This is a genomic window from Nitrincola salilacus (assembly GCF_046271865.1).
In the GTDB taxonomy this organism is placed as follows: domain Bacteria; phylum Pseudomonadota; class Gammaproteobacteria; order Pseudomonadales; family Balneatricaceae; genus Nitrincola; species Nitrincola salilacus.
The window spans coordinates 3333888-3351068 of record NZ_CP176580.1 but is presented as its reverse complement, the minus strand read 5'-3'; the positions used below and the strand labels follow the sequence as shown (position 1 = coordinate 3351068).

Sequence of the window (17181 nt, the reverse complement as noted above, 5' to 3'; positions counted from 1 at the left end):
CTTATCGATATGTAAGAGGGGCCGATGCACCAGTCAGGAAAGTTACTCCCGTTTCTCATTGCTCTTTCTACTCCCTCCATTGCGTTTGTTGCCATGGCTCAGGATGCGACCACTAGCGACTATGTTCTGGACACCCTTGTCGTAGGTGCTGAACGGCAAAACTCACAGGTTGATGAGCAGACAAAAGCCACGACAGTGATTGATCGTGAACAGCTGGAAACACAATTCCAGACTGCCAGAAATCTTGGTGAGATTCTGTCTAAAACAGTCCCGGGAATGGCGCCTGCCAGCCAGACATTGACTAATTTCAACCAGACCCTTCGCGGGCGGAATATGTTGGTCCTGATTGACGGTGTTCCACAGAATAACAGTCGTAATGTCAGTCGCGATCTCATGAATATCGATGTTTCAAATATCGAACGCATTGAAGTGATGCGCGGCGGCAGTGCGGTATATGGCAGTGGCGCTGCTGGAGGGATTGTCAGTATTACAACTCGCCGTAATCGTGCTGAAGCCATCAGTCGACTTGGTGTGCAGAACTCACTCTCCAATCTGAAGGGAGACAGTATCGGCTATCGAGGCGAGCAATCATTTGGTGGTGGTAACGACCAATTTGACTATGGCTTGAATCTGGCCTGGGAGCATCAAGGCGCTTCGTACGATGGACGTGGAGATTGCATTGCACCTGAGCCGAGCCAGGGTGATCTGTCTGATTCCGATAGCCTGAGTATTGCCGGTAAGTTGAGCTGGTATCTTGATGAAGGCACGTTGACCTTGTCTGCCAATCATTTTGATGCTCAGCAGGATACTGACTATGCGTCTGATCCTGCAGTCAATCAGTTGGCACCGGGTGATATCAGAGCCAGAGCTATCAATGGATTACAGCTCGATGATCAGAACAGAAACCGCAACAGCTTTGTCAATCTGTCTTGGCAGGCAGACGATACTCCTTTGGGCATGCTGGATGCTCAGGTTTATTACCGGGATTATCATGCCCGGTTTACACCTTTTGATGCGCGAGCGTTCGCTGCCTACCAGGAGCTGGTACAGACCTATTTAGATAGCGAAACGCTGGGCAGTCGTCTGACAATCAATACCGAGTTGACGGACCAGGCACTGCTCAGATGGGGAGCGGATCTGAGTCGGGAAAAATCGGAAATGCCAGTCACCACATTTGATGGAAATGAGTTTGATGCCAGTGGAGGACTGGTCTTTATCAACACCGGTGATAGGCTTTTCATGCCACCCATCACTCAGGAAAATGCCGGTATTTTTGTGCAATTGGAATATGACTTTACGGACCGCCTGAGGGCTGAGGTCGGCTCACGCTATGAATACGCATCCGCTTCATTTAATGACTTCACCACTCTCGGTCAGCGCAATGCTATTGAAGGTGGCAAGGTCAGCTTTGATGATTTTCTGTTTAATGCAGGGCTGGTTTATCAACTGAATGACACTCTCAATGTGTATGGTAGCTTTGCTCAGGGCTTTGAGCTTCCCGATCTAGGGTTGCAGCTACGTATTGCGCCCGCCGGTTTTGATATCACTGACTCTCAGTTGAATCCTATCAAGACAGATAGCTATGAGATGGGTATCCGTGGTGATTGGGACCACACTCAAGCCAGTGTCGCACTGTTTTATAACACCTCTGATCTTGGGCAGGTTCTGATTCAGGACTTCTCATTTGCTCAGCGACGTGCAAAAGAGAGAATCTATGGTGTAGAGGCCACTTTGGATCATTATCTTGATGATCAATGGAAGCTGGGTGGTTTGATCACCTGGATGGCTGGTGAGAACTATAACGAAAGTGCTCAAAGCTGGAAGGCCTTGAATAGCTATCGTATCCCACCGCTACAGCTGAGGGCACATGTTGAGTACAGCCCGAACAGTGATTGGTTGCATCGCCTGCAAGTCAATCATAGCGGCTCGCGTGATGATGCCTTCAAGGATCAGGTTGGATTCGGCAGCAGAAAAGTCACTCGCTATACGACACTGGATTACAATGCCCGTTACCAATCTGGGCAGCACAGCTTTGATCTGGGTATAGAAAATCTGCTGGATAAGGATTACCACCATGTCTATGGCCAACTGCTGCGGGATGGCCGAAACACCAGCCACATCCCCGCCAGTGGCGCGACCTTGAAGCTGGGTTATCAGTATCGGTGGTGATGATTTCAGCGTAGAACTGTCGGTGGTTTTTATCACGCGGTATTAAAAAGCAACGGCGCTCTGCTCTGGACAGAGCGCCGTAATGGATCAGGCTGCGTTCTGAGCCTGTTCAGGTAGTGGGGTTCTGATCAGATGATCAAAGGCACCCAAGGCTGCCGTGGAGCCGCTGCCCATGGCGATGATGATCTGTTTGTAGGGCACGGTGGTGACATCACCGGCGGCAAAGATGCCCGGCACAGAGGTTTCACCGCGTGTGCCGATCTCGATCTCGCCGCGTGGGCTTAGCGCGATATCACTGTCCTTCAGCCATTCGGTGTTTGGTACCAGTCCGATCTGGACGAAGATACCTACCAATGTCACCTCTTTGGACTCACCTGAGGTACGATCGGTATACACCAGGCCGGTGACCCGCTGTCCGTCGCCCTTGACCTCGGTGGTCAGTGCTTCCTTGATAATGGTGATATTGCTCATCGAGCGCGCTTTGCGCTGCAGCACTTCATCTGCGCGCAGTGTGTTGTCAAACTCCAGCACCGTGACATGCTCGACGATGCCGGCCAGGTCGATAGCTGCCTCGATGCCCGAGTTACCACCACCGATCACGGCAACACGCTTGCCCTTGAACAGCGGACCGTCGCAGTGTGGGCAGTAAGCCACACCCTTGCCACGATACTCCTGCTCGCCCGGTACATTCATTTCACGCCAGCGCGCACCGGTCGCGAGGATCACGGAACGGCTTTTCAGCAGGGCGCCATTTTCCAGTTCCAGCTCGAACAGCTCGCTGCCACTCAGTTTTGCTGCTTTCTGATTGGTCATCAGATCGACATCATACTCCAGTACGTGCTGCTCCAGATTGGCCACCAGTTTAGGGCCTTCTGTCGCCTTGACCGAGATGAAGTTCTCGATGCCGACCGTATCCAGCACCTGTCCACCGAAGCGCTCAGCCACCAGGCCGGTGCGGATGCCTTTACGGGCCGCATAGATTGCGGCGGATGCAGCAGCAGGACCACCGCCGACGATCAGTACATCGTAGGGTGCTTTGCTGCTCAGCTCAGCAGCCTGTTTTTTCTCAGCGCCGCTATCCAGTTTGTTGACGATCTCAGGCAGCGTCATGCGACCCTGTCCGAAAGTTTTGCCGTTCAGGAACACGGTCGGTACAGCCATAACGCTGCGCGCTTCAGCCTCTTCAGTGAACAGCGAGCCATCGATCATCACGCTGCTGACCTTCGGGTTCAGGGTCGCGATCAGGTTCAGGGCCTGTACCACATCCGGGCAGTTCTGGCAGGAGAGGGAGATAAAGGTCTCGAACACCATCTCGCCATCCAACTGTCTGATCTGATCGAGCAGTGCCTGTTCTGCCTTGGCGGGATAGCCGCCATTCTGCAGCAGGGCCAGAATCAGTGAGGTGAACTCATGGCCCATGGGGATGCCGGCAAAGCGCACACGCGGGGCTTCACCGGCAGGACCGATCGCCATGCTGGGCTTGCGCACATCAGCATCGGGGCGTTCGATCAGGGAAATCTTGTCTGACAGCTCTGCGATCTCATACGCCAGACCTGACAGTTCTTTGCCTTTTGGGCTGTCATCGGTGGAAACGGTTATCTCGATCGGATTAATGATCTTTTGCAGATATGTGTCCAGCTGTTGTTTGATGTTGGAATCCAGCATGAGTCTGTCCTTAAGCCCATGGATGGGCTGTATGCTGGCAACGCAGGAGCGGTTGCCAGTAAATGATTCAAGAGAAGGTGTCGGCTACGACAGCTATGGAGCTGCCGTAGACCGACGGGGGAGCAATCTTCAGATCTTGCCGACCAGGTCCAGAGAAGGAGCCAGTGTGTCAGCGCCTGGCTGCCATGCAGCAGGGCAGACTTCGCCATCGTGAGTAGCGACATACTGAGCGGCCTGGATTTTGCGGACCAGCTCTTTGGCAGAGCGGCCGATGCCCAGATCGTGCACTTCAGATACCTTGATCTCGCCTTCAGGGTTGATCACGAAAGTACCACGCAGCGCCAGGCCTTCCTCTTCGATCATCACGCCGAAGTTGCGTGAGATAGTACCTGTTGGGTCACCGATCATTGGGTACTGGATCTTCTGAATAGTGTCAGACGCATCGTGCCAGGCTTTGTGAGTGAAGTGCGTGTCGGTGGATACGGAATAAACTTCCACGCCCATCTCTTTCAACTGACCGTAGTAGTCAGCCAGGTCGCCCAGTTCAGTCGGGCAGACAAAAGTGAAGTCTGCAGGGTAGAAGAACACAACAGACCATTTACCTTTCAGGTCAGCGTCAGTGACGTTGATGAACTCACCGTTATGGAAAGCCGTGGCGTTGAAAGGTTTTACAACGGTGTTGATCAGTGTTTGTGACATTTTGTCTCTCCAGTGTGGTTAAAAAATATTGCTTAAAGTGTTTGTGTTTTAAAGGGTTACGATAACGCTTTTCGGTAACGACACCCTTCGTTACCGCTCGATGTGTATAGTAGGGATCTGATGTTTATATTGAAAATTAATTGATTAAATTTAAGTGATTGTAAAAAGCTATACGATGAGTCGTGATGTCGCATTCCCGTAACGAAACGAGTGCACTATAATAGGCGGTTTTACCTAGCCAACGGTGGACTCGTCCGCTCAGGAGTGAATGCGAAATCCATGATCAAGACACCTTACTATCTCATCGATAAAACCAAGCTGCTGCGCAATATGGAGAAGATCGCCTATGTGCGTGAACACTCCGGTGCGAAGGCGTTGCTGGCACTGAAATGCTTTGCCACCTGGTCGGTTTTTGACCTGATGCAGGAATATATGGATGGCACCACCTCATCCTCCCTGTTTGAGGTCAGGCTGGGGCGTGAGAAGTTTGCAGGTGAGACGCATGCCTACAGTGTGGCCTATGCCGATGATGAGATCGACGAGGTGTTGGCCAACAGTGACAAGATCATCTTCAACTCGATCAGCCAGCTGAATCGCTTTGCCGACAAGGCCGCCGGTGCCGTCAAAGGGCTGCGGGTCAATCCCGGGGTCAGTAACTCCGAATTCATTCTGGCCGATCCGGCACGCCCATTTAGCCGTCTGGGGGAGTGGGATCCAGCAAAGATCGAAGCAGTGATCGATCATATCTCCGGTTTCATGCTGCACTATAACTGCGAGAACAACGATTTTGATCAGCTCGATCAGTCGCTGGCGCGAATTGAAGAGCGTTTTGCTCATCTATTGCATCAGGTGGAGTGGGTCAGTCTGGGTGGTGGTATCCACTTTACCGGTGAAGGCTATCCGTTGGATCGCTTCTGTGCCCGCCTCAAATCCTTTGCCGAGCGCTATGGGGTGCAGGTTTATCTGGAACCAGGTGAGGCGGCCATCACCCAGAGCACCTCGCTGGAAGTCACTGTGCTGGATACACTTTATAACGGCAAGCATCTGGCCGTTGTCGACAGCTCCATCGAAGCGCATCTGCTGGATCTGCTGATCTATCGTCAGGAGGCGAAAATGGCCCCCTGTGATGGCCCGCATACCTATATGGTGTGTGGTAAATCCTGCCTTGCCGGAGATATCTTCGGTGAGTTCAAGTTTGATCATGAACTGCAGGTCGGTGATCGTCTCTCTTTTGAGGATGCTGCCGGTTATACCATGGTCAAGAAGAACTGGTTCAATGGCGTGAAAATGCCTTCGATTGCCGTGCGTCAGTTGGATGGGCGCGTTGAGGTGGTCAGGGAATTCACATTTGATGATTTTGCTAATAGCCTCTCCTGAGCGAGGAGGTGACCGATTGAAAAAAGGTCGAGTTGAGGAAATGAAATGAAGAAAAATGTTCTGATTATAGGTGCAGGGGGGGTGGCCCAGGTTGTGGCTCACAAATGCGCACAACACAATGATCTGCTGGGCGATATCAACATTGCATCGCGCAGCATTGAAAAGTGTCACCAGATCATAGCCAGTGTGAACGAAAAAGGTGCCATGAAGGTACCGGGTGTGCTTGAAGCGCATGCGCTGGACGCTCTGGATGTCGAAGCAACCAAGGCGCTGATCGAGAAGACGGGTTCTCAGATCGTGATTAATGTCGGGTCTGCTTTCGTCAATATGCCGGTTCTGACAGCCTGTATCGAAGCAGGTGTTGCGTATCTGGATACTGCCATCCATGAAGAACAGGATAAAATCTGCGAAACGCCACCCTGGTACGGCAATTACGAGTGGAAGCGTCGCGCAGTCTGCGAAGAGAAGGGTATTACGGCGATTCTGGGTGTCGGTTTTGACCCGGGTGTTGTCAACGCCTATGCCGCTCTTGCTGATCGTGAATACTTCGACAAGATCGACTCCATCGATATTATCGATATCAACGCGGGTAGCCACGGCCGCTACTTTGCGACCAATTTCGACCCTGAGATCAACTTCCGTGAGTTTACCGGAGAGGTCTGGTCCTGGCAGAACAGCCAGTGGACCAGCAATCAGATGTTCGAAATCAAGAAAAACTGGGATCTTCCGGTTGTCGGCAACAGCCAGACATTCATGACCGGACACGATGAGGTCCATTCGATTTCACAGAATCTTGATGTGCCGAATGTCCGCTTCTGGATGGGCTTCGGTGAGCACTACATCAATGTATTCACCGTGCTGAAAAATCTCGGCCTGCTATCTGAACAGCCAGTTATAACGGCTGAAGGGCTGGAAGTGGTGCCGCTCAAAGTGGTTAAGGCAGTACTGCCTGATCCTGCATCACTGGCACCGACCTATACGGGCAAGACCTGTATCGGTGATCTGATCAAAGGCCAGAAGGATGGCCAGGAACGCGAAGTGTTCATCTATAACGTTGCAGATCACGCTGAAGCCTATGAAGAGGTTGGCAGCCAGGGTATCTCCTACACGGCGGGTGTTCCACCGGTGGCGGCTGCGATCCTGATTGCACGTGGCGACTGGGATGTCGGCAAAATGGTGAACGTTGAAGAGCTTCCTCCACAGCCATTCCTCGGTCTGTTGAACCAGATCGGTCTGCCGACACGCATTCGTGACGAGCAGGGTGATCGCGCACTGCACTTCGACTGATCCGCTTCTGCTGAATGGATCGCACAGAAACCAGCTGCCCCAGAGTGGCCGGTTTTATGCCCAAGGATGGGCAGTATGCTGGCAATGCAGGAGCAATTGCCAGCCATTTGATCACCGCAGCCTGATTATCTGATCCCGGCTGAATCATCCTTTGGCAACACGACCCACTCCGGTTCCTCATACTCTCCGATCACGGTGATCTCACAGGTGCGGGCATGCTTTTCCAGTATCGCTTTCACGGTGGCGTCGCGTCGGTCATCCTTGGCATCACGGTGCGCCTTGGATTCCCAGGTTGCGATCGCCAGCAAGGTGTCTGGCTCGCCAATTTTGCGATGCAGATAGGTGCCTTGGGCGCCGGGTGTACGCTGAATAATCTCGCTGGCTTCTATCCAGGCGGCAGCATACTGCTCCACCGTATAGCCTGGCTTCATGCGCACTTCAAAGATGAACTTCATGGGCTGACTCCTCCTGAGGCAATCGGTGATCACATCAAGTATTGCAGCTCAGCCCTGAAGGTCAAAGGTGCTGTTCTACCCAGGCCTTGAACTGAGCAGGTGGCAGAGCGCCAGACAGACGATCAACTTCTTTGCCCTGTTTGAACAGTATCAGTGTGGGAATGCTGCGGATACCGAAGCGTTGCGCGAGTCCCTGTTCTGCCTCAGTATCGACTTTGCCGAGGCGCACCGAGGGCTCCAGTGCTGCTGCAGCCTGTTCAAAAACAGGCGCAAACTGTTTGCAGGGGCCGCACCATGATGCCCAGAAATCGACCACCAGCGGCAGGTCCGAACTGGCATGTGCATTGAAATTGGCCTGTGTCAGGTTGATGGGGTGCCCGCTGAACAAGGGTTGTTTGCAGGCGCCGCAACGACCTTCTGTAGAGGTGCGGTTGCTGGGTACCCGGTTTTTGCGATGGCAGTGCGGGCAGGCAAGAATCTGTGAATCGGACATGGCAGTTTCTCCGGTGTTTGTGCTTAGATGGTGGTGGTTGAGATATATTTCAATCCTCTTATCTATTTTCTATCCCATGATCAGGAAACATCAGGATGAGTCTGATTTTGCGACAGCTGGCCGTAGGGGACCTGCAACCCCTCTCACTGGAGATAGCACCGGGCGAAATTCTATGCCTTTCAGGAGCCTCCGGCAGCGGTAAAAGCCGTCTGCTGCGGGCCATTGCTGATCTTGACCCGCATCAGGGCAGTGTATGGCTGGAGGGTACAGAGCAGTCGAGTGTATCAGGGCACTGCTGGCGGAGCTGGGTACGTCTGGTACCTGCTGAGAGTCAGTGGTGGTTTGAAACGGTAGAGGAGCACTTTCCAGCTGACAAAGAGCAGGATCTTTCCGCGTTGGGGTTGAAGCAGGAGATGCTTAAATCGCCGGTGAGTAGGCTCTCATCCGGCGAAAAGCAGCGGCTGTCACTGGTAAGGGCATTGGCGGTAGCACCGCGAGCTTTGTTACTGGATGAGCCGACAGCTAATCTTGATCCGGATGCCACTGAGCAGGTTGAGCGCTGGTTGCTGCAGTCAATCAGGGCGCAACAATGGCCCGTGATCTGGGTGGCGCATGATCCGGAGCAGATAGCGCGTGTGGCGAGTCGCCATTGCCAGCTTAAAGCAGATCAACTGAGGGAGGTTCGCCATGGAAGTGATTGATCTGGCCTGGTGGCAATTGGGGTTGGCGGCACTGATGGTGGTCGCGCTGGCGATCTGTTCGCACCTGGTGCGTCTGGGGGTGGAGAAGAGCCTGCTGATTGCAGCCGTTCGCACGGTGGTGCAGCTGAGTCTGATCGGTCTGGTGCTGGAGGCTCTGTTTGCTAACACTGCGCTGCTCTGGGTTGCGCTGATGGCGCTGGCAATGCTCTTGATTGCTGGTCGTGAAGTGACTGTACGCCAGAAACGACGTTTAGCAGGTGGCTGGGGCTTCGGCATCGGTACCCTGTCGATGTTTCTATCCTCCTTCGCAGTTACGATTCTGACACTGACGGTGATTATCGGCCCCGATCCCTGGTATACCCCGCAGTATGCGATTCCTCTGCTGGGTATGATGCTGGGTAATACCATGACCGGGGTGGCGATCAGTCTGGATCGCTTGACCGAGACCGCCTGGCAACAGCGTGCGGCAATCGAAAGTCGCCTGATGCTGGGGCAGACCTGGCAGCAGGCGATAACCGATATACGCCGCGATGCAATGCGCAGCGGCATGATACCGACGATCAATGCAATGGCGGCAGCGGGTGTCGTCAGCCTGCCGGGGATGATGACCGGTCAGATACTCGCCGGCAGTTCGCCTGCGCTGGCGGTGAAATATCAGATACTGGTGATGCTGACCATTACCGTCGGGGTAGGTTTCGGAACGCTGGCAGGCGTCACGCTGGCCAGTCGTCGATTGTTTGATGGCAGGGAGCGCTTGCGTATGGATCGTCTGGTCTAGCAGGTTGTCAGACTCAGTGCGGATCGACTGCGGAAAGCCGGTTTTGGTTTGTAATATCAAAGCTGCTTGCCCATACTTCTCCCATCTGAACAGATGGATCCTCGTGGAGATAGATGATGAAGGGCAATAAACAGGTTATCAAAGAACTCAATAAGGTGCTGGTATCGGAGCTGACTTCGATCAACCAGTACTTTCTGCATGCGCGCATGTATCGCAACTGGGGGCTGAACGAGCTCGATGAGGTGTGCTACAAAAAATCGATCAAGGACATGAAGCAGGCTGATAAACTGATCGAGCGGGTTCTGTTTCTGGAAGGGCTGCCCAACCTTCAGGATCTGGGCAGGCTGAAGATTGGTGAGGATACGGTTGAGATGCTCGGCTGCGATGAGGCGTTCCAGAAGGAGCAGCTCGAACTGCTGCGTCATGCCATAGCCTTGTGCGAAAAAGAGCAGGACTACATCAGCCGCGAGCTGCTGGAAGATATTCTGGAGTATGAAGAGGAGCACCTCGACTGGCTCGAAACGCAGCAGTATCAGGTTCAGAATCTGGGGCTGGAAAACTATCTGCAGTCTAAAGTGTAAAGGGAGAATAACGAGATGAAAGGCAATACCCAGATAATCGCTGCGTTGAATAAATTGCTGGCAAACGAGCTGGCGGCGATGGATCAGTACTTCATTCACTCCCGCATGTATCAGGACTGGGGCTTGAACAAGCTGTATGAGCGTATCGATCATGAGTTCGATGATGAAAAGGGCCATGCTGCCAAGCTGATTGAGCGTATTCTGTTCCTGGAAGGCACGCCGGATATGTCCACACGTGATGCGATCAATGTGGGCAAGGATGTACCAGCGATGCTGCAGAGCGACCTTGATGTTGAGTACAAGGTGGCAAGTATGCTCCGGGACGTGATCGCGCTGTGCGAAAAAGAGCAGGATTATGTCACGCGTGAGATGCTGGAAACCCTGCTGGATGATACCGAGGTTGATCACGCTTACTGGCTGGAAAAACAGCTGGGTCTGATCAAACTGCTCGGTCTGCAGAACTACCTTCAGTCGCAGATCTGATTCTGCTGGTTTAATTGTTCTGCTGGTCACTTCCGCTTATGCTCAGAGGTCAATGCCGACACATTTATGTGACGGTGACACTATCTGAGCATAAGAGGTGAGTGGATGTCTGAACAGGCATTTCAGCGAGCAATACTGGCTGAGCTCAAGCGTATCGCCAGTGCACTGGAGCAGGATCATCGACCCTCGGAGGTCGATTGGCACAGGGTTGAAGCGGGTGTCTGGCGACAGCGCGAGAATGACGGCTGGATCGAGCCGATCAGTGCTGCCAGCCCGGTGGCACTGACTGATCTTGTAGGAATCGATCGCCAGCGTGAGCGAATCGTTACAAATACCCGCCAGTTTTTGGATCGGCTGCCAGCCAACAATGTGCTGCTCTGGGGCGCTCGCGGAACAGGCAAATCCTCGTTAATCCGTGCTTTGCTGCGTGCCTATGCAGTAGAGGGCTTGCGCGTGCTGCAGGTGGATCGTGATGATCTGCTGCACCTGCCGGCGATTCTGTCGCATCTGTCGTCACAACCTTTCCGTTTTATTCTCTACTCTGATGATCTCTCTTTTGAACGCAATGATGCCAACTACAAACGGCTGAAGAGCGCGCTGGATGGTGCGTTGTCATCGGCACCAGATAATGTGTTGATCTACGCCACATCCAACCGTCGGCACCTGTTGCCGGAATCCTCGACCGATAATCTCCAGGCAAGCTGGGTTGATGGCGAACTACACCCCGGGGATGCAATAGAGGAGACGATCTCGCTGTCGGACCGTTTTGGTCTGTGGATCAGCTTCTATCCCTTTAATCAGGATACCTACCTTGCAGCTGTCCAACACTGGATAGGTCAGTTGGCGGCCCGGCATGAGCTTGAGTATCAATGGACGGAAGCGTTGCAGAAAGAGGCGGTCAGTTTCGCTCAGGCACGCGGAGTACGTTCCGGGCGCAGCGCCTGGCAGTTTGCCTGCCAGTGGGTAGGGGCTGCAGCACTGCAATCGTACTAACAGTGAGTTGTTAAAAACAATCTGGCACTAACCTTGCTTCAATCAACCTGACACTTTTGTGATAGTGATGGAATCGAGGTTGAGATGAATGTTGCAGTGACCCGTAAAGGCTGGGAGGCCGAGCTGGAGATGGTGTTCTCCAGCCGACATGGCGCAACCCGACTGAGTAAGCGGAGCCGGCGTGGGCCACTGGCGCTGCAGCGCCCATTTTATCCTGAAGGCGAGGTGTGTCACACCTATCTGCTGCACCCACCGGGTGGTCTCGTGGGTGGAGATCAATTGCAGATCAACCTCCGGGTTGAGCAGGGTGCACACGCGCTGCTAACGACGCCCGGTGCAACCAAATTCTATCGCTCTGACGGTCGTCTGGCTCAGCAGCGCCAGCATCTGGTGGTGGATCAGGATGGTGCTCTGGAGTGGTTTCCTCATGAGAATATCTATTTCCCCGGCGCGATTGCACAGCTTGATACCCGCCTGGAACTGGCAGCCAGCAGTCGCTTTATCGGCTGGGAGCTGCAGTGCCTCGGGCGTCCGGTGATCGATGAGGTATTCACCTCGGGGGAGGTCAGAGCAGGTCTGACGCTGATGCTGGAGGGGAAGCCTGTCCTGATTGAGCAACTGGTCACCGAAGGGGATCAACTGATCCGTTCGGCATCCGGTCTGCGACAGCATCCGATGAGCGGCACGATGATTATTTACGCTCCGAATCTTCCTGATATTGAGCCGATTCGAGAGCTGTTGGTTGAATCGCCCCAGGTTGTTTCGGCAGCGACCTGTGTTGATGGTGTGTTGGTGGTCCGACTGCTGGGTAACCGTACCGAATCGATGCAGCGCATCATGATTAGTATCTGGCAAATGATTCGTCCACAGGTGTTTGGCAGGGAGGCCTGCCTGCCGCGTATCTGGTCTACCTGAAGTCATTACAATTTACACTCTTATTTGCGCATCGTTTTAGTGCATAAAAGGTGAGTGCTTTTTAATGTGCACTTTTTTCGTGCGCATTCGTTTCCCCCAGAAGCAGCATATCCCGTGAACCTCTCCCGAACTGGCTGATTTCGCGTTGTGCGCCATTTTGGTACGCAGTTTGCAAAAGTACCGTCAGATACACCGAACTGAGTGATGACTCGCTTAGCCAAAACAAGCCTAGCCAAGACTAGTCTAGCGAAAACAAGCAGGAGCTGACTGATGGAGCTGACCCCACGCGAGAAAGACAAACTGATGCTGTTTACGGCAGGTCTTCTGGCCGAACGGCGTAAGGCGCGCGGCCTGAAGTTGAACTACCCGGAAGCGATTGCTTATATCAGTGCCGCGGTTCTGGAAGGGGCGCGCGATGGAAAAACAGTAGCAGAGTTGATGGATTATGGCCGTACCCTGCTCACGCGTGATGAGGTGATGGAAGGGATAGCCGAGATGATTCATGACGTTCAGGTGGAAGCCACTTTCCCGGATGGCACTAAGCTCGTGACTGTCCACGAACCGATTATCTGAGGAGAGCAGCATGATTCCCGGTGAAATGCAGGTGATGGCAGGTGATATTGAGCTGAATGTCGGTCGCGACACCCTGACGGTGGAGGTCGCCAATACCGGTGATCGACCGGTGCAGGTCGGCTCTCACTATCACTTTTTTGAAACCAATCAGGCACTGCGCTTTGATCGTGACCCCACGCGTGGCTATCGCCTTAATATAGCAGCGGGTACGGCTGTTCGGTTCGAGCCGGGCCAGAGCCGAACGGTTGAGCTGGTGGCCTATGACGGTAAGCGCGAAGTCTATGGATTTCAGGGCCAGATTATGGGCGCGCTCTGAGCGCTGCAGCAACTGACAGGAGTGCGTGAACATGGCAACGATTTCCCGGCAGGCCTATGCCGAAATGTTTGGACCGACAACCGGCGATCGCCTGAGGCTGGCTGATACGGAGCTTTGGCTGGAGGTTGAAAAAGACTTCACCATCTATGGTGATGAGGTCAAGTTCGGCGGGGGTAAGGTGATCCGCGATGGCATGGGGCAGAGCCAACGCCCTGATGCCGAAACCATGGATCTGGTGATCACCAATGCCCTGATTATCGATCACTGGGGTATCGTCAAGGCGGATGTCGGCATCAAACATGGCCGAATTGTCAGCATTGGCAAGGCGGGTAACCCGGATGTACAGCTTGGCGTCACGATAGTGATCGGGCCAGGTACGGAGGTGATTGCCGGTGAGGGACAGATACTCACGGCGGGTGGCGTCGACTCGCATATTCACTTTATCTGCCCGCAGCAGGTTGAAGAAGCACTCAGCTCCGGGGTTACCACGATGCTTGGTGGCGGCACGGGCCCTGCCACAGGCACCAACGCCACCACCTGTACACCCGGCCCATGGAATATACATCGCATGCTGGAAGCGGCTGATTCGATGCCGATGAATCTGGGTTTTCTCGGTAAGGGTAATGCGAGCCAGCCCGAGGCGCTGCGCGAGCAGGTAGCAGCGGGCGCGATGGGGCTCAAACTGCATGAAGACTGGGGTACCACACCGGCAGCCATCGACTGCTGTCTGAGTGTTGCGGATGAGATGGATGTGCAGGTCGCGATCCATACCGATACCCTGAACGAGTCGGGATTTGTCGAGGATACGCTGGCTGCCATCGGTGGCCGAGTGATTCACACCTATCATACCGAGGGGGCGGGTGGCGGCCATGCGCCGGATATTATCAAGGCATGTGGTGAAGCCAATATTCTGCCGTCCTCCACCAATCCGACCCGACCCTACACGATTAATACAGTGGATGAGCATCTGGATATGCTGATGGTCTGCCATCATCTTGATCCGTCGATTGCTGAGGATGTGGCGTTTGCGGAATCACGGATACGGCGTGAAACCATTGCAGCCGAAGATATTCTCCATGATTTGGGGGCATTCTCGATGATTGCCTCCGATTCCCAGGCGATGGGGCGTGTCGGTGAGGTGATCATCCGCACTTGGCAGACGGCGCACAAGATGAAGGTGCAGCGGGGAGCACTCAGTGGCGACACGTCCCGCAATGATAATAACCGCATCAAGCGTTACATCGCCAAATATACGATCAACCCGGCACTGGCGCACGGTATCGCGCACGAGGTCGGCTCCATCGAGCCGGGCAAGCTGGCGGATCTGGTGCTCTGGAAACCCGCCTTCTTCGGTATCAAGCCCAGTCTGATCATCAAGGGTGGGATGATTGCGATGGCGCCGATGGGTGATCCCAACGCTTCCATCCCGACCCCTCAGCCCTCTCATTATCGCCCCATGTTCGGTTCCATCGGGCGTGCGGTACAGAGCACCTCGATGCTGTTTCTGTCGCAGGCAGGTATTGCGGCGGGTGTGCATGAGAATCTGGGGCTGCGCAGCCGGATCGGTGAGGTGCGCGGCTGTCGTACCGTGACCAAGGATAAGATGATCCTGAACAGCTACCAGCCGCTGATAGAGCTTGATTCCCAGACCTATGAGGTGCGCGCCGATGGTGAATTGCTGGTGTGCGAACCGGCAGACTGCCTGCCGATGGCGCAGCGCTACTTTTTGTTTTAGGTGAGCTGTTTTAGGTGCGTTTTTTTAGGTGAGCTGTTTTAGAAGCGCTGTTTCAGAAGCGGGCTTTCACGTTTATACGCAGTTTTTAAAGGATAGGCACAATGATTCGATTTACCCGAAAACTGGATGACGCAGCACAGGCGAATGTCAGCCTCAGTCTGCCGATAGACCAGCGGATTCGCAGCCGGTTGCGGGTGACCCTGGATGATGGCCGTGAAGCGGGGCTGTTTTTGCCGCGGGGCCAGATTCTGCGCGGTGGTGATCTGCTGGCGAGTGAGTGCGGGCTGATCGTGGTGATCAAGGCGGCGCCTGAATCGGTATCCACTCTCTATAGTGATGATCCCTTTGCCCTGATGCGAGCCAGTTACCATCTGGGCAACCGCCATGTGCCGCTGCAGATAGCACCGGGATTTGTGCGCTATCAGCATGACCATGTTCTGGATGCGATGGTAGAAGGTTTGGGATTGAGCGTGACCTGTGAAACCGCGCCTTTTGAACCAGAGGCCGGAGCCTATGCCGGTGATGGGCATGGTGGCCATCATCATGGCGGACATCAGGATGATCATCAACACAACCATCAACAAGGCCATCACCACGATCATCACAAGCATGATGACGATGAATAGCAGGATCACTGCACTGACGACCGACAGAAGGAAATACGCATGAAACTGATCAAGACGATGACTTTTACCCTCGCTCTGTTGAGCTCTCCACTGGCGCTGGCCCATGCAGGTGTTCATCTCAGTCATGGCTTTGTTGAAGGGCTGTTACATCCGTTGACCGGCCTGGATCATCTGCTGATGCTGCTGGGTGTGGGTGCAATGGGAGCCTGGATGGTGGCTCAGAAACGCTTGGCGCTCTATGCCGGTGCGATCATCTCCCTGCTCGGTGGTGCGCTGCTGGGGCTGGCGACCGGTTGGGGTGCTGGAGTCGAGGAGATAATACTGCTGTCACTGTTTGTAATAGCCGCTTGTCTCTTTTTCAAGCGCAGCAATCCAGTGGCGATGGTTGCGGCCCTGATGCTGGTGCTGTTTCATGGCTGGGCGCATGGGATCGAGATGCCAGCAGGTGATGTGGCAGCCTTTCTGCCGGGGATGCTGCTGATGGCGACGGTTCTGATGGGTGTTGGCTTTATGCTGGGCAAGCTTATCCAGCCCAAATGGCTGGGAGCGGGCAGTGGCGTGGCAGCAGCTCTGATCGTAGTACTGGGTTGAGCATGATTCATGCTGGCTGACCTGCGTCTTTTCCAACTTATCAGCCCGGCCCTGCCGGTGGGTGCGTTCACCTATTCTCAGGGGCTGGAGTGGGCGATCGAGGCGGGTTGGGTGGTGGATGCCGACTCGCTGGCGGACTGGCTCGACAGTGTCATGCAGCACAGTGTGATGTCGCTGGAACTGCCGATTCTGATCCGTCTGCATCGTGGTTTTTCGGCGTTACATCTCGTTAATAAAGCCTCCGAGGCTGAAGCGACAAAGCAGATGATTCGTGACTGGTGCCAGTATCTGATCGCCAGTCGAGAGAGCGCTGAACTCAGGGCAGAGGAGCGACAGCGGGGCAAGGCGCTGGCCGTTTTGTTGCCATCTCTGGCGATTGATCTGCCGCCTGATATTGCGGATGCGATCCGACAGACACAACTGGCCGGTATGGCGCTGGCAGCCGTGCGCTGGGGCATAGCAGAAGAAGCCCTGTGCCGAGGTTATCTGTGGAGTTGGCTGGAGAACAGCGTGATGGCAGGGGTCAAGCTGGTGCCTCTGGGGCAGACGGCGGGGCAGCAGTTGCTGCTGAAACTGTCAGAAAAGGCTCCCCAGATGGTCGAGCAGGCGTTGTCCTTGCCGGATGCGTTGGTCGGCAGTTCAACCCCGGCGCTGGCAATCGCATCCAGCCGCCATGAAACCCAATACACCCGGCTGTTTCGTTCCTGATATGGAACTTGAGCTATTCATTCAATGATAATTCTG

The 17181-nt window shown here is 54.3% G+C and carries 19 protein-coding genes; 15 read left to right on the top strand and 4 right to left on the bottom strand.

The window, feature by feature from the left end; genetic code table 11:
• Positions 1-24 precede the first annotated feature (24 nt).
• Positions 25-2169 carry a TonB-dependent receptor gene (locus ACK3CJ_RS15560; protein ID WP_409523125.1) on the top strand — a complete coding sequence of 715 codons (2145 nt, stop codon included), beginning with the start codon at positions 25-27 and terminating at the stop codon, positions 2167-2169.
• A gap of 87 nt (positions 2170-2256) precedes the next feature.
• On the opposite strand, the gene ahpF is transcribed toward ACK3CJ_RS15560, so the two are convergent.
• Complete coding sequence (gene ahpF / locus ACK3CJ_RS15555) at positions 2257-3834, bottom strand: alkyl hydroperoxide reductase subunit F (RefSeq protein WP_409523124.1); 1578 nt, start codon at positions 3832-3834, stop codon at positions 2257-2259.
• A gap of 129 nt (positions 3835-3963) precedes the next feature.
• Positions 3964-4533, bottom strand: coding sequence for an alkyl hydroperoxide reductase subunit C (ahpC, locus tag ACK3CJ_RS15550; RefSeq protein ID WP_151703114.1), 570 nt, complete (start codon positions 4531-4533; stop codon positions 3964-3966).
• 279 nt (positions 4534-4812) lie between these two features.
• Here ahpC and nspC point away from each other — a divergent pair, with 279 nt between their 5' ends.
• Both nspC and ACK3CJ_RS15540 read left to right on the top strand, forming a co-directional pair.
• The gene (gene nspC, locus ACK3CJ_RS15545) at positions 4813-5910 is read left to right on the top strand and encodes a carboxynorspermidine decarboxylase (protein WP_409523123.1); all 1098 of its coding nucleotides are present in this window, start codon (positions 4813-4815) and stop codon (positions 5908-5910) included.
• A gap of 45 nt (positions 5911-5955) precedes the next feature.
• Positions 5956-7197, top strand: coding sequence for a saccharopine dehydrogenase family protein (locus tag ACK3CJ_RS15540; RefSeq protein WP_409523122.1), 1242 nt, complete (start codon positions 5956-5958; stop codon positions 7195-7197).
• A gap of 125 nt (positions 7198-7322) precedes the next feature.
• Here ACK3CJ_RS15540 and ACK3CJ_RS15535 read toward each other — a convergent pair whose 3' ends face one another.
• On the bottom strand, positions 7323-7652 hold the full coding sequence (locus ACK3CJ_RS15535; protein WP_409523121.1) for an antibiotic biosynthesis monooxygenase family protein: 330 nt from the start codon (positions 7650-7652) through the stop codon (positions 7323-7325).
• 61 nt (positions 7653-7713) lie between these two features.
• Entirely contained in the window at positions 7714-8145 is a 432-nt protein-coding gene (gene trxC / locus ACK3CJ_RS15530) for a thioredoxin TrxC (protein WP_409523120.1), read from the bottom strand.
• A 95-nt stretch (positions 8146-8240) separates the two neighbouring features.
• On the opposite strand from trxC, the gene ACK3CJ_RS15525 reads away from it, so the two are divergent.
• From ACK3CJ_RS15525 to ACK3CJ_RS15470, 12 genes are all read left to right on the top strand, one after another.
• Positions 8241-8846: an ABC transporter ATP-binding protein gene (locus tag ACK3CJ_RS15525; protein WP_409523119.1), complete on the top strand. Its 606-nt coding sequence runs from the start codon at positions 8241-8243 to the stop codon at positions 8844-8846.
• On the top strand, positions 8833-9624 hold the full coding sequence (locus tag ACK3CJ_RS15520) for an ABC transporter permease (RefSeq protein WP_409523118.1): 792 nt from the start codon (positions 8833-8835) through the stop codon (positions 9622-9624). Before ACK3CJ_RS15525 ends, ACK3CJ_RS15520 begins: the two co-directional genes overlap by 14 nt.
• A gap of 116 nt (positions 9625-9740) precedes the next feature.
• On the top strand, positions 9741-10205 hold the full coding sequence (gene bfr, locus ACK3CJ_RS15515) for a bacterioferritin (RefSeq protein WP_151703261.1): 465 nt from the start codon (positions 9741-9743) through the stop codon (positions 10203-10205).
• A gap of 15 nt (positions 10206-10220) precedes the next feature.
• Positions 10221-10688 carry a bacterioferritin gene (gene bfr, locus ACK3CJ_RS15510; protein WP_409523117.1) on the top strand — a complete coding sequence of 156 codons (468 nt, stop codon included), beginning with the start codon at positions 10221-10223 and terminating at the stop codon, positions 10686-10688.
• Between the two features lie 105 nt (positions 10689-10793).
• Positions 10794-11681: an ATP-binding protein gene (locus tag ACK3CJ_RS15505; protein ID WP_409523116.1), complete on the top strand. Its 888-nt coding sequence runs from the start codon at positions 10794-10796 to the stop codon at positions 11679-11681.
• 84 nt (positions 11682-11765) lie between these two features.
• Positions 11766-12596 (top strand): urease accessory protein UreD, encoded by an 831-nt coding sequence (locus ACK3CJ_RS15500; protein ID WP_409523115.1) that lies wholly within the window; start codon positions 11766-11768, stop codon positions 12594-12596.
• Positions 12597-12866: 270 nt separating this feature from the next.
• Positions 12867-13169 carry an urease subunit gamma gene (gene ureA / locus ACK3CJ_RS15495; protein ID WP_409523114.1) on the top strand — a complete coding sequence of 101 codons (303 nt, stop codon included), beginning with the start codon at positions 12867-12869 and terminating at the stop codon, positions 13167-13169.
• Between the two features lie 10 nt (positions 13170-13179).
• Entirely contained in the window at positions 13180-13485 is a 306-nt protein-coding gene (locus ACK3CJ_RS15490) for an urease subunit beta (protein ID WP_151703125.1), read from the top strand.
• 31 nt (positions 13486-13516) lie between these two features.
• The gene (gene ureC, locus ACK3CJ_RS15485; protein WP_409523113.1) at positions 13517-15220 is read left to right on the top strand and encodes an urease subunit alpha; all 1704 of its coding nucleotides are present in this window, start codon (positions 13517-13519) and stop codon (positions 15218-15220) included.
• Positions 15221-15321: 101 nt separating this feature from the next.
• The gene (gene ureE / locus ACK3CJ_RS15480) at positions 15322-15846 is read left to right on the top strand and encodes an urease accessory protein UreE (RefSeq protein WP_409523112.1); all 525 of its coding nucleotides are present in this window, start codon (positions 15322-15324) and stop codon (positions 15844-15846) included.
• A 39-nt stretch (positions 15847-15885) separates the two neighbouring features.
• Positions 15886-16437: a HupE/UreJ family protein gene (locus ACK3CJ_RS15475; protein ID WP_409523111.1), complete on the top strand. Its 552-nt coding sequence runs from the start codon at positions 15886-15888 to the stop codon at positions 16435-16437.
• Between the two features lie 9 nt (positions 16438-16446).
• On the top strand, positions 16447-17145 hold the full coding sequence (locus tag ACK3CJ_RS15470) for an urease accessory protein UreF (RefSeq protein ID WP_409523110.1): 699 nt from the start codon (positions 16447-16449) through the stop codon (positions 17143-17145).
• The last annotated feature ends 36 nt before the right edge of the window (positions 17146-17181 follow it).